Origin of the sequence: Aeromonas sp. 600948 (genome assembly GCF_049174875.1) — a bacterium.
In the GTDB taxonomy this organism is placed as follows: Bacteria; Pseudomonadota; Gammaproteobacteria; order Enterobacterales; family Aeromonadaceae; genus Aeromonas; species Aeromonas veronii_A.
Map to the genome: position 1 here is coordinate 1 of NZ_JAAKTY010000017.1, position 12,400 is coordinate 12,400.

Sequence of the window (12,400 nt, forward strand, 5' to 3'; positions counted from 1 at the left end):
TCGACCAGTGCCAGTTTAAAAGTCAGTGAGTAATCGCGCTGTGTCCGTTTCACACCTTGTCCCATCGGGTTCTCCATGTATTGGGGGGGAAAGGTGTAAACCATATTCAGGACGGGACACAGGAGAAAAAAGAGGGCCGCCCATGGGGTTAATGCCGATGAGTCAATGGCTGTTCGACCATTCTCGGGCTAACAGCAGGAGTGAACCTTGTCGCGGCTGAAGTAAAAAGAGAAGTAGTTATCGATGTTGAGCAGGCGGTGCTCTTGGGGGCTGAAAGAGTCAAGGGGGTCATCTCGACGTCAAGCGGCTGGAGGCTTTGCGCAAGGCGCAGTCCGTGCATTGACCATGTCGATATGAGGTCAACCCCTTGGCTTGGGCCCAGGGGCTCTCATCACGCTGAACGGCGACCATTATGGTCGCCGTTTTTCTGGGCTCGAGTCAGCGTTTTACCCAGGCAGAATCACTGCACACAGACCGGGCAGAAGGCGTAGGTGCCTTGCGGATCGTTGAAGCGGGTGAGCGGGTCGAGACTGCGGTTCACTTCCACCAATGCCTTGCCAAATCCTGCCGGCAGCCAGCTTTGCAACTGGGGGGCCAGCACTTGGGCACTGCTGTCAAACAGCTGGCGCAGGAACTTGTCCTTGGTGGACTCCTCCTGCTCGATGGGGGTCACCTGCCACTCTTTGAGGTTGGCCAGCTCGGCGGCGGCCTTGATGGCGTCATCCAGATTGCCGAACTCGTCCACCAGACCCAGGGCCTTGGCATCTTCGCCGGTCCAGACTCGGCCTTCGGCCGCTTTCTCGGCCTCTTCCGGGCTCAGACCGCGGCCCTTGCTCACCAGACCGATGAAGCGCTGGTAGGTATCTTCCACGCTCAGCTGGATGGCCTGACCGACGTGATCCGGCAGGGCGCGGGTCGGGCCTACGCCGACGTAATCTGTGGTGCCAACCCCGTCGGTATGCACGCCGAACTGGGCCAACGCCTTGTCGATGGTGGCAAACATGCCGAATACCCCGATGGAACCGGTGAGAGTAGTTGGGGAGGCGAAGATCTTGTCCGCATCGGCGGAGATCCAGTAGCCACCGGATGCGGCATAGCTGCCCATGGAGACCACTACCGGTTTGCCTGCCTGTTTCAGGGCCAGCAGCTCGGCGCGGATCTGCTCGGCGGCGAAGGCGCTGCCGCCGGGGCTGTCAACTCGCAGGACCACGGCTTTGATCTTGTCATCGCGGCGAGCATCGGCCAGCAGGTCGGAGAGGCTGTCGCCGCCGATGGTACCGGCAGGCTGGACGCCATCCATGATGGCGCCGCTGGCGACCACCAGACCCACCTCATCCTTGCCACTCTGGGGATACTGTTCGGGCACTGCGGCCAGATACTCTTTCAGGCCGACCCCTTTCCAGCCGTGATCGTCCGCTTCACCCACCTCTTTAATAACAGCCTGGGTCATCTCATCGCGGGTGGCCAGCTGATCCACCAGCCCGTTGTCGAGGGCGTAGTTGGCGGCATTGCCACCGGCCTTGCGCAGCAGCTCGAGGAAGCGATCCTTGCCCGGCGCGACCGCCTCGGGTTCGATCTCTCGCTGCTCGGCTACGTCAGCCACATAGGATTGCCACAGCTGATCCAGCCAGCGCTGGTTCGCCTCTTTGCTCTCGGGGGACATCTCGTCGCGGGTATAGGGTTCGACGAAGGATTTGTAGGTGCCGACCTTGAACACGTGCGGGGTGATGTTGAGCTTCTCCAGCGCCGACTTGAAGTAGGTCTGGTAGACCCCAAGCCCCTCGATCACCACGGCGCCGCTCTGGTTGAGCAGCACGTGATCGGCGTGGGCCGCTAGCAGGTACTGGCCTTGAGTGTAGAAGTCGGCCATGGCGATCACCGGTTTGCCGCTCTCCCGGAAGGAGTCGATGGCACTCGCCACCTCCTGCAGTTTGGTGAAGTTGGCTCCCTGCAGCCCTTGTGGCTTGATCACCAGTGCCTTGATGCGCTCGTCATCCTTGGCACTCTTGATGGCCCACAGCAGGTCGGAGAGAACGATCTCGCTCGGCTGCTCGTCGCTGCTGTCCATCTGGCGCAGCAGTTGTACGGTGGGATCTGTCTGGGAGCGTTGCTCCACCAGCACGCCGTTGAGATTGAGGGTCAGCGCCCCTTCGATGGGCGCCTTGGGGGCCTCTTTCTGGCTGACGCTGAAGACGATGACCAGCACTACGATGAGAAACAGCAGATTGACCAGCATCAGCCGGGTGAAATTGAGCAGGCGCCACAGGCTGCGGAACAACCAACCCAGACCTTTGAAAATAGACATAGTCGCGTTATCGCCCTGTTAATGGGTAGAGAAGAGCCATTATTAACCAGTTGCGGGCGAAATTGCCATTTCCGACTGGCGGATCCCGCCTATCTTCGTTCAGGGCACGGCTGTTCGCTGAAAAATTGTCCAAACATTTGTTTGAAAAAGAATTTTCGATTCTTTACTCTAGCCTCAGTTTGATAACAAAAAATTAACTGGAGGCATCGTGAGCCGCTATCCGACCCTGCTGATCCCGCTCGATCTTGGTTTTACCCAGCTGCGCAACCGGGTGTTGGGCGTTGTTCCATGCACCCTGGCCTTAAAGAGGAAGGCATCATGAGTCGCTATCCCCATCTGCTGACGCCCCTTGACCTCGGTTTTACCCAGCTGCGCAACCGTGTGTTGATGGGCTCCATGCACACCGGCCTCGAAGAGGAGAAGGGCGGTTTTGACAAGCTGGCCGCCTTTTACGCCGAGCGTGCCCGCGGTGGCGTCGGTCTTATCGTCACCGGCGGCATTGCCCCCAATCTGCGCGGTCGGCTGGTACCTCACGGCTCCCAGCTGAGCTTCCCCTGGCAGGTGAGCAAGCACAAGAAGGTGACCAGCGCCGTGCATCAGGAGGGGGGCAAGATAGCGCTGCAGATCCTCCATGCCGGTCGTTACGCCTATCATCCGTTCAGTCTGGCGCCGAGCGCCCTCAAGGCCCCCATCTCTCCGTTCAAACCGCGCGCCATGAGCGAGCGGCAGATCCGCGGCACTATTCGCGACTTCGCGGCTACAGCAGCGCTGGCCAAGGCGGCCGGTTATGACGGCGTCGAGGTGATGGGCTCGGAAGGTTATCTCATCAACCAGTTCATTTGCGAGCGCACCAACAAGCGCACCGATGGTTGGGGCGGCAGCAGTGAAAACCGGATGCGCTTCCCGGTGGAGATTGTCCGCGCCATCCGCGAGCGGGTCGGCACCGACTTCATCATTATCTTCCGCCTCTCCATGCTGGATCTGGTGGAACAGGGTTCGACCCTGGAAGAGGTGATTGCCCTTGGCAAAGCGCTGGAAGCGGTGGGGGTGACCCTGATCAACACTGGCATCGGTTGGCACGAGGCGCGCATTCCCACCATCGCCACCAGTGTGCCGCGCGGCGCCTTCAGCTGGGTGACCGCCGAGCTGAAAAAACACCTCAAGGTGCCCCTCATTACCACCAACCGTATCAACACCCCCGAGGTGGCCGAACGCATTCTGGCGGGTGGCGAGGCGGATATGGTCTCCATGGCGCGCCCCTTCCTGGCGGATCCCGAATTTGTCATCAAGGCTGCCGAGAACCGGGCGGACGAGATCAACACCTGCATCGCCTGCAATCAAGCTTGCCTTGACCATGTGTTCAAGCAGAAGCGCGCCTCCTGTCTGGTCAATCCCCGTGCCTGTTTCGAGACCGAGCTGACCTTTGGCCGCGTGCCCCAGCCCAAAAAGCTGGCGGTGGTGGGAGCTGGCCCGGCCGGGCTGGCGTTTGCCTGCTACGCTGCCGAGCGCGGTCATCAGGTGAGCCTGTTCGATCAGGCCAGCGAAATCGGCGGCCAGTTCAACTTCGCCAAGCAGATCCCGGGCAAGGAGGAGTTTCACGAGACTCTGCGCTATTTCGCCAAACGGCTGGAGAAGTGCGGCGTCGAGCTCTATCTGGGCCAGCGCCAGAGTGCCGAGAGCCTGCTCAGCGGCGGTTTTGACGAGGTGATCCTCGCCACCGGTATCCGTCCGCGTACCCCCAATATCCCGGGGATCGAGCATCCCAAGGTGATGAGTTATCTCGATGTATTGCGGGATCACAAACCGGTCGGCCAGAAGGTGGCGGTGATCGGCGCTGGCGGCATCGGCTTCGATGTGGCCGAATTCCTTGTGGAGAAAAGGGTCGAGAAGAAGGTGGAGATGGATGCCGATGGGCACCGTGATCACTGGCTCAAGGAGTGGGGCATCGACAAACAGCTTGGCGAGCGCGGTGGCCTCACGGCTCCTGAAATCGACGCCCCCGAGCGCCAGATCTGGCTGCTCCAGCGCAAGGAGAGCAAGGTGGGTGATGGACTTGGCAAGACCACTGGCTGGATCCACCGTACCGTACTTAAGAACCGCAAGGTGCAGATGCTCTCCGGGGTGCAATATCTGGGGATCGATGACGAGGGCTTGCACATTCAGGTGGGCGAGACCAAGCAGTGTCTGCCGGTGGATCAGGTTATCGTCTGCGCCGGGCAGGAGCCCCTTAAAGAACTGCAGGCCGGGTTGCAGGCGGCAGGCAAGCCGGTGCATATCATCGGCGGAGCCGACGTGGCTACCGAACTGGATGCCAAGCGTGCTATCCGGCAAGGGGCCGAGCTGGCTGCGATCATCTAGCCAACTGTGCCCTCTTGTCCCTTTTTAGTGCGATAAACCCCTGAGCCTCAGGGGTTTTCTTCATTCGGTGCTGTGCTAAGGTAGCGCCATCATTGCCCCAGAGAAGGAATTGCCCATGGATGCCCTCACCCTGTTGCTCAATCGCCACTCCTGTGGCCGTCTCGCCGATCCCGCCCCGAGCGGTGAGGTGCTCGACAATATCCTCAAGGCGGGCCTGCGCGCGCCGGATCACGGTACCCTGACCCCTTGGCAGTTCATTCTGTTCGAAGGGGAGGGGCGCGAGCGGCTGGGCAAGCTGTTGGCGGACGCGGCCCGTGCTCGCGGTGAAGATGAAGAGAGCATCAAGAAGTGCAGCGAAGCGCCGCTGCGGGCGCCCTTGGTCGTCGCCGTGGCAACCCGTTATCAGGCTCACCCCAAGGTGCCAAAACTGGAGCAGGAGCTCTCCGCAGGTTGCGCCCTGATGGCGATGCAGATGGCGGCGCAGGCGCAGGGTTTCAACGGTATCTGGCGCTCCGGCTGGTTTATCTTCGATGAGCAGATCAACAAGGGATTGGGACTGGCGGCAGAGGATCAGCTGGTGGGTTTCCTCTATCTCGGTACCCCCATGCTGGAAGCACGCAAACTGCGCGAACTGCCGCTCGATGAGTTTGTCCGCCGTTTCTGACTTTTCGGCCACGTTGCGGTTGAGAGATGCAAAGCCTCGAGAAATCGGGGCTTTTCTGTTTAACCGTGAATAGTAACCAGAGAAATTGGGGAAAATAAATGGGTCAAAGAGGCTGCGCGCGCCATAGCAGGTAATTATTTAAATAGTGCGATGTACCTCGCAATCCTGTGGTATTTCACTATGTAAAACGTTTGCGCATTCGCTAATATCTCCCTGCCAGTTTAGAAGGGCACTCCTTCTAATTTTTCTGCGATGAGAGTCGCAATTCCGTAGCACCTTTTAACAGCCCAACGTCTTCGTGACATTGGGCTTTATTTTTTTATGGGGTGTCGGGGCTGTTGTGAACTGATGGCGGCATCGTCATACGGCCCGGTTGGCAGCCTTATGCCCTGTTTTTGGCTGGCAGGATCCGGGCCGGGTTGCCGACTACCCGAGCACCGGCCGGTACATCTTTGGTGACTACGGCACCCGCGCCGACGATCGCCTCCCGCCCTATGGTGACGCCGGGCAGCAAGATGGCGCCGCCCCCAATCCAGACCTTGTCTTCAATGGTGACCGGCAGCGCCGTCTCTGTGCCCTGAATCCGTTCGTCGGCCTCCAGCGCATGGGCTGCGGTATAGATCTGCACGTTTGGCCCAATCATCACATGGGCGCCGATGCGAATGGGGGCATTGTCCAGCAGGGTCGCTCCCATATTGATGTAGGAGTCCTTGCCCAGGTGGATGTGGCGGCCATAGGTGCAGTAGAGGGGCGGGCAGATGAAGGCATTCTCTGCCAGTTCGCCAATCAGCTCCGCCAGTAGTGTCCGCTGCTCTGTCTCCTCTTCCGCCAGATTGAAACGGCGATAGCGCCGTGCCGCCTCCCGGCGCAACTGGGCCAGCTCGGGTGTCATGCAGTTGTACGGTTGGCTGCTAATCATCTTCTGGTATTCGCTCATGAAGGTTGCTTTCCTTTATCTGCTAGGGATTTGGATATTGGCGCCAATACGACAGAAGTAACGTGATCACCCACCCGATACGGGCAGAACCAGGTTGGCAGGTTTGCCTTCGGCAAAGGCCAGCACATTCTCGAACGCCACGCGAAAGTAGAGTTCGTAGCTGTTTTGCTCCACATAGCCGAGATGAGGCGTTGCCAATACATTGGGCAGGCGCAGCAGGGGCTCGCTTTCCTGTGTCGCCGGCTCGATGTCAAATACATCGAGCGCGGCCCGTTTTCCAGGATGGGTACTTAGCTCTGCATAGAGGGCGCCCGGCTCGATAAGTTCGGCACGGCTGGTATTGACCAGCAGAGAGTCAACTTTCATGCGGGCCAGATCTGCGCGGGTAACAGCGCCGCGGGTTGTCTCGCTCAGGCGCAGATGCAGCGTGAGGATATCGGCTTGACTGAAGAGAGCCTCCTTGCTGGAGGCGCAGGCATAGCCATCCTGCTCGGCCTGCCTGCGCGAAGCCTCACTGCCCCATATCAGTACCGACATGCCAAATGCCTTGCCATAGCGGGCGATCCGCTGGCCTATCTTGCCGTAGCCCCAGATGCCGAGCGTCAGCCCATGCAGTGTGCGTCCCAAACCGAGGTCACCAGATTGCTGCCATTGGCCTTGGCTTAACGCCTGGCTGTAAGCAGGTATATGGCGGGAAGCTGCCATGATGAGCGCCCAGCAGAGCTCGGCGGGAGCAATAGGGCTGCCGACTCCTTCTGCCACGGCAACGTCGTACTGTTGGCATAGTGCCGGGTCGATATGCTGGCTGATTTTGCCGGTCTGGCTGATGAGTTTAAGGGTGGGAAGCTGTATCAGCAGCTGTTCGTCGATGCGGGTACGCTCGCGGGTCAGCACCAGTGCTTCCATTCCTTCCAGCAGGGCGGCAAGGCGCGTTGTATCGGGTTCGCTCTGGTTGAGGATGGTGACGTCATGACCCGCCAGCAGGGCAAAGCAGGGGAGGTGGCGCACCTGATCCTGATAGTCATCCAGAATGGCAATCCGCATAAGAAATCCTTCTCGGTTGCGTTGGCTCGGACCGCTATCTTACCGGAATAAAGGTGTCTGTTGTTTTCAAACGAACACAATCAGAAGGGAGGGCGATCAAGCCCATGCTCACGGACCTGGATGAGCTCGGTAGGCCAAAACAATCAGAGCCCCCGAACGGGAGCCCTGATGGCATGAGGTTGGCGTCTATGTTGCCCGCGCTTAGCCGTGCTTGCGGCCGGAGAGGCGGCACCACTCCTCCTTGACGGCGGTCGGGTCCATTTCGAACCACTGACCGTAGATGGTTTCCAGCTCCGGAGCCTGGCTCTCCAGCACGCCGGAGAGGGCCATCAGGCTGCCCGCTTTGCCGTGACCGGCGATCAGCGGTGCCAGTTCGCGCAGCGGGCCGGCCAGGATATTGGCGACCACCACATCCGCTTCGACATCTTGTGGCTGGTCGGCCGGCAGATAGAGCTCAATCTGGTCGGCGACACCGTTGCGCGTGGCGTTGTCGCGGCTGGCCTGAATGGCCTGCGGGTCGATGTCGATGCCGATAACGCGGGCAGCACCCAGTTTCAGGGCGGCGATGCCGAGAATGCCGGAGCCACAGCCAAAATCGACCACGGTTTTACCGCTCAGATCCAGCCCGTCCAGCCACTGCAGGCAGAGGGCGGTGGTGGGGTGGGTACCGGTACCGAAGGCCAGGCCCGGATCCAGCATCACGTTAACTGCATCGGGGTTCGGCACATCGCGCCAGCTCGGGCAGATCCAGAGGCGCTCGCCAAACTGCATGGGGTGGAAGTGATCCATCCACTCGCGCACCCAATCCTTGTCTTCCAGCTGCTCGACCTTGTAGCCGACATTTTCGCCGAAGATCTGCTGGAAGAAGGCGATGGTGGGGGCCGGATCGGTTTCGGCGTCAAACAGCCCCATCACTTCGGTCTCGCCCCACAGCGGGGTTTCGCCCGGCATGGGTTCATAGACGGGCACATCCTTGGCATCCATAAAGGTCACCGCCTGGGCACCACGCCCCAGCAGCATGTTGCTCACCTTGTCTGCGGTCTTGGCAGTGGCGTTGATTCGAATTTGTATCCAGGGCATGGCGTCGACTCTTCATAAATGTGAAACCGCGAGATTCTACCATCATGGGGCAGTGCTGTCGTGGTTTGCCCATGACGTGGAGGGATACGGGGGCTTTTGCCGGATTGGCACGGTTCCTGTATTGCTCTATGCAGGCGAAGACGACCGGTTTTCGCTGAACGCTTTGCTCAAGTTCCGTCATCTTTCACTGCCACCCTCGGGTGGCATTTTTTTATCTGCACTCCTTTGCCTGGTAAACAGTCTGCCAGACAAAAAAAGAGCAAGGTCGGCACCTTGCTCAAGGATGGACTGACGCCGTTTTGGCGCATTCATGCTGCAGTTGGCACGCCAGATGCAAAGACTAATATGTCCTGCATAAGGATATGTGTGTGATTGTTACCCCAATGTTCAGGTATTCAGGCCATTTCTCGCGAAATGGCCTCTTTTTTGGCTGATTGTTGGATGTTGGCCTGCCGCTGGCTGGCATTAGCGCTGCTGGTTGTGCCCGTTTGGGGCATCTCCTTGGTGAACTTATCCCATCATGGTGCGTTTGAGGGCTTAGTTGGCAAAGTCGCTCATGTCGATCACCAGCTTGCCAACCATGCGGCCCGCTTCCACCTCGGCATGGGCCTGAGCCAGCGTGATCGGGGTCAGCGACGGGATGGTTCTGGTCAGGGTGGTCTGCAATACCCCTTCATCGACCAGTGCCGCCACCCGGCCGAGCAGGCGGTGCTGTTCGATCATGTCCGGCGTCTGGAACAGGGAGCGGGTGAACATGAACTCCTGGCTGAAGGTGACGCTCTTGCTCTTGAGCAGGGAGAGATCCCACGGTTCGCTCGATTCGGCGATGGTGCAGATATGGCCAAACGGGCGGATCAGCCCGGCCATGGTGGCCCAGTGCTCGGCGGTGGCGTTGGTGCAGAAGATGGCATCGACCTGGGTGATGCCAAGGGCGGTCAGCTCCTCCTGCAACTTGTGGTGGTTTACGACCTGATGGGCGCCCATCTCGAGGCACCACTCGCGGCTCTCGGGGCGGGAGGCGGTAGCAATCACCTCCATACCGGTGAGCTGACGGGCCAGCTGGATGGCGATGGAGCCCACGCCACCGGCGCCGCCGATGATCAGCAGTTTGCCACGGCTCTCGCGGGTGAGAGCGAAGCGCTCGAACAGGGTCTCCCAGGCGGTGATGGCGGTGAGCGGCAGGGCGGCGGCCTCCACATCGCTCAAGCTGGTGGGGGCGATTGCGGAGATACGCTCATCCACCAGTTGCAGAGCGCTGTTGCTGCCCGGACGGCTGATGTCGCCGGCATACCAGACCCGGTCGCCCGCCTTGAACAGGGTCACTTCGCTGCCGGTGGCGATCACTTCCCCCACCGCATCCCAGCCCAGTACCCTGGGCGAGCTTTCAATTTTGGCCTTGGGGGAGCGCACCTTGGTATCCACCGGATTGACGGAGGTGGCGGTGACCCGCACCAGCAGATCCCGCGGGCCCGGAACCGGATCGGGCAGGTTGGCGGCGATGAAGCAGTCGGGGTGGTCGCTTGGCAGATAGTGAGTCAGGGCAATGGCTTTCATGGTTTTTCCTTTCAAATCGCTGTGTTCGGGATTGCCACTCACTCTAGTCTGGTTGATTATCAAGATTAAGATGGGTAATCGGTAAAGACTGTTTGAATATATGAACAATGTCGATCTGGAGTTGATGGGACTGTTCGCCACCGTGGTGGAGCAGGGAAGCTTTACCCGAGCCGCCGAGCTGCTTGGTATGCCCAAGTCATCGGTGAGCCAGAAGATCTCGCGGCTCGAATCCCAGCTCGGGGTGCGGCTGTTGCAGCGCACCACCCGCAGGTTGAGCCTGACCCCGCAGGGGGAGCTCTATGTGGAGCACTGTCAGGGGCTGCTGGCAATGGCCCGCAGTGCCAATCTGGCGATGGCACGGCTGCGCTCGGCCCCGGCGGGGCGGGTGCGGATCACCGCCCCTGAGGCAACCGGCACTCTGCTGCTTGGCCGGATCCTCGCCGAGTTTCGCGCCCTCTATCCCGAAGTGGTGCTGGAACTGACCCTGAGTGACGATCAGCTCGATCTGGTGGGGGAAGGTTATGATTTGGCGCTGCGGGCGGCGCCGCTGAAAGACTCCAGCCTCATCTGTCGGCGTATCGGTCAGGTGGCGCGTCATCTGGTGGCAGCGCCCGCCTATCTGGCGGCCCACGGCATGCCGCAACAGCTGAGCGAGCTGGGTCGTTATGCCTGTCTGGTGCACTCGGCCATGCCGGTGTGGCCATTGCAGGAGGGGGGCTGGCGGCCACAGGGGGCCTGTGTCAGCAATAGCTTGCTGGCGCTGCGGGAGATGGCGCTTCATGACGGGGGAATTGCCCTGTTGCCCCACCATGTCTGTGAAGGGGATTTGGCGGCGGGGCGGCTGCAGAAGGTGTTGCCGGATCAGCCCATTCCGGCCAACCCGTTCTACCTAATCTATCCGAGTCGGGAGCATCTGGCCCCCGCCCTGCGCACCCTGATGGATTTCGTGGCCGAGCGGTTGCCGTTTGCCTGAGTTACCAGCTGCTCTGGCTGGCCGACTCCTGATTGGGTTTGAGGCCGAGCGGGACCGACTGGCGCTCCGCCAGCATGCGGATCTGCCCTTCAATCAGGCTGGCGCTGGGGCCCAGCACCAGCACCAGCTGGTGGTCGTTGAGCTGGATCCAGGAGAGGCAGCCCAGGCCCAGCAGGCGAGATTCATCCACCAGTGAAATATCGCGCACCCGCAGGCTGAGGCGGGTGATACAGACACTCATCGCCACCAGATTGTCCATCCCGCCCAGTACCTTGAGATACTGGATCGCCAGCATCTGCGGGTCTGAGGGGGCAACACTGGCAAGGCGCGGATGTTCCACCGCGATGGGCTTGCTCGGCATGCTGAGGGGGGCACGCTCCAGCAGTTGGTAAAAGAGCAGGGTGTAGGCGACGAAAAACAGGATACCGACCGGAATGAGCCAGAAGCTGTGCTCCCCAGCCTGATAGCTCAGCACCAGATCCAGCAGACCGGCGGAGAAGTAACTGCCCACCTTGATCCCCAGCCCGCTACAGACCGCCAGTGACAGTCCGGTCAGTAGGGCGTGGGCGAGAAACAGCCAGGGGGCGGTAAAGGCGAACAGAAATTCGATAGGCTCTGTGATACCCACCAGTGCCGAGGTGAGCGCCAGGGTGAGCAGCAGCCCGCCCTGCGGCAGCCGCTGCATCCGCTGGCGGTGCAGCCAGATGGCAAAACAGGCGCCCGGCAGGCCGAACATGATGATGGGGTAGAGACCGGCCACATACCCTTCATGAAGGGGTTGGGCGGTGGCCAGCGCCTGCAGGTTGCTCTCGCCAAGGCCGATGACGCTGCCCAGCACCTGATGGAGCCCAAGCGGGATCAGCAAGCGGTTGAGGGTGCCGTAGCAGAAGGCGCCAAACGGCGTGGTAAGCAGCTCTGAGGTGAGCAGGGTCAGCCCGCGCTCCAGTGGCGGCCACAGCAGCGAGAGGGGGATGGCGATCAGCAGGCAGGCCAAGGCCGACACCAGCAGGCTGGGAAACTCCCCCCTGGCGATCTGCAGCCAGCGGGGCAGGGTTTGCTGGTGAACCCAGGGATAGATGATGGCAGTGGTGAGCCCCGCCAGCAGACCGCAGATCATGTCGGCGTGCAGGTTGGGGGCAAGCGTATTGAAGGCGGTGCTGAGCAGCAGGAAGTTGACCGCACCCGCCAGTGTCTGTCCGCCCAGCTCCTGCCGACTCAGGCCAAAGGCGATCGCCACCGCATAGATGAGCGGCATCTGGCTGAAGATCGCCTGACCGGTGAGGGAGAGCACCGCCAAATCGAGCACGTCGGGTTGCCCAAGCCGGTAGATCAGCGCCGCCATCGGCAGGATGGAGACGGGCAGCAGCAGGGCATAACCGAGCCGCTGCAGGGCTTGAGTAACGACTTGTCGAGTGGCTTTAACGGGCATACAGCGGCTACTTTCTGTGACTTGGCGCACAGTTTAACCGGAAAACACCTATTTGG

9 protein-coding genes are annotated in these 12,400 nt (G+C 60.6%); 3 read left to right on the forward strand and 6 right to left on the reverse strand.

All coding sequences use genetic code 11. The features are described from left to right. Positions 1-460: 460 nt before the first annotated feature. On the reverse strand, positions 461-2,305 hold the full coding sequence (gene sppA, locus G5182_RS14350) for a signal peptide peptidase SppA (RefSeq protein WP_421172930.1): 1,845 nt from the start codon (positions 2,303-2,305) through the stop codon (positions 461-463). A 318-nt stretch (positions 2,306-2,623) separates the two neighbouring features. Between sppA and G5182_RS14355 the strand changes: the two genes are divergently transcribed. Next, positions 2,624-4,663 (forward strand): FAD-dependent oxidoreductase, encoded by a 2,040-nt coding sequence (locus tag G5182_RS14355; protein ID WP_421254459.1) that lies wholly within the window; start codon positions 2,624-2,626, stop codon positions 4,661-4,663. Between the two features lie 115 nt (positions 4,664-4,778). Continuing rightward, positions 4,779-5,327: an NAD(P)H nitroreductase gene (locus tag G5182_RS14360; protein ID WP_421172932.1), complete on the forward strand. Its 549-nt coding sequence runs from the start codon at positions 4,779-4,781 to the stop codon at positions 5,325-5,327. 382 nt (positions 5,328-5,709) lie between these two features. Here the strand turns inward: G5182_RS14360 and G5182_RS14365 are convergent, their stop codons facing one another. The 4 genes from G5182_RS14365 to G5182_RS14380 all read right to left on the reverse strand — a co-directional run bounded on the left by G5182_RS14365 (position 5,710) and on the right by G5182_RS14380 (position 9,942). Then, positions 5,710-6,264: a sugar O-acetyltransferase gene (locus G5182_RS14365; RefSeq protein ID WP_421172933.1), complete on the reverse strand. Its 555-nt coding sequence runs from the start codon at positions 6,262-6,264 to the stop codon at positions 5,710-5,712. A 66-nt stretch (positions 6,265-6,330) separates the two neighbouring features. Further along, positions 6,331-7,308 carry a D-2-hydroxyacid dehydrogenase family protein gene (locus G5182_RS14370; protein ID WP_421172934.1) on the reverse strand — a complete coding sequence of 326 codons (978 nt, stop codon included), beginning with the start codon at positions 7,306-7,308 and terminating at the stop codon, positions 6,331-6,333. Positions 7,309-7,509: 201 nt separating this feature from the next. Further along, on the reverse strand, positions 7,510-8,388 hold the full coding sequence (gene prmA / locus G5182_RS14375) for a 50S ribosomal protein L11 methyltransferase (RefSeq protein WP_042080614.1): 879 nt from the start codon (positions 8,386-8,388) through the stop codon (positions 7,510-7,512). A 537-nt stretch (positions 8,389-8,925) separates the two neighbouring features. Beyond that, on the reverse strand, positions 8,926-9,942 hold the full coding sequence (locus tag G5182_RS14380) for a zinc-binding alcohol dehydrogenase family protein (protein ID WP_421172935.1): 1,017 nt from the start codon (positions 9,940-9,942) through the stop codon (positions 8,926-8,928). A gap of 100 nt (positions 9,943-10,042) precedes the next feature. Here G5182_RS14380 and G5182_RS14385 point away from each other — a divergent pair, with 100 nt between their 5' ends. Beyond that, complete coding sequence (locus G5182_RS14385) at positions 10,043-10,915, forward strand: LysR family transcriptional regulator (protein WP_421172936.1); 873 nt, start codon at positions 10,043-10,045, stop codon at positions 10,913-10,915. Position 10,916: 1 nt separating this feature from the next. On the opposite strand, the gene G5182_RS14390 is transcribed toward G5182_RS14385, so the two are convergent. After that, positions 10,917-12,344, reverse strand: coding sequence for a PTS transporter subunit EIIC (locus G5182_RS14390; protein WP_042080616.1), 1,428 nt, complete (start codon positions 12,342-12,344; stop codon positions 10,917-10,919). Between the last annotated feature and the right edge of the window lie 56 nt (positions 12,345-12,400).

Excerpts from the sequence above, each read along its gene's own strand:
- sppA (WP_421172930.1), bottom strand. The coding sequence starts at position 2,305 with ATGTCTATTTTCAAAGGTCTGGGTTGGTTGTTCCGCAGCCTGTGGCGC.
- G5182_RS14355 (WP_421254459.1), top strand. The coding sequence starts at position 2,624 with ATGAGTCGCTATCCCCATCTGCTGACGCCCCTTGACCTCGGTTTTACC.
- G5182_RS14360 (WP_421172932.1), top strand. The coding sequence starts at position 4,779 with ATGGATGCCCTCACCCTGTTGCTCAATCGCCACTCCTGTGGCCGTCTC.
- G5182_RS14365 (WP_421172933.1), bottom strand. The coding sequence starts at position 6,264 with ATGAGCGAATACCAGAAGATGATTAGCAGCCAACCGTACAACTGCATG.
- G5182_RS14370 (WP_421172934.1), bottom strand. The coding sequence starts at position 7,308 with ATGCGGATTGCCATTCTGGATGACTATCAGGATCAGGTGCGCCACCTC.
- prmA (WP_042080614.1), bottom strand. The coding sequence starts at position 8,388 with ATGCCCTGGATACAAATTCGAATCAACGCCACTGCCAAGACCGCAGAC.
- G5182_RS14380 (WP_421172935.1), bottom strand. The coding sequence starts at position 9,942 with ATGAAAGCCATTGCCCTGACTCACTATCTGCCAAGCGACCACCCCGAC.
- G5182_RS14385 (WP_421172936.1), top strand. The coding sequence starts at position 10,043 with ATGAACAATGTCGATCTGGAGTTGATGGGACTGTTCGCCACCGTGGTG.
- G5182_RS14390 (WP_042080616.1), bottom strand. The coding sequence starts at position 12,344 with ATGCCCGTTAAAGCCACTCGACAAGTCGTTACTCAAGCCCTGCAGCGG.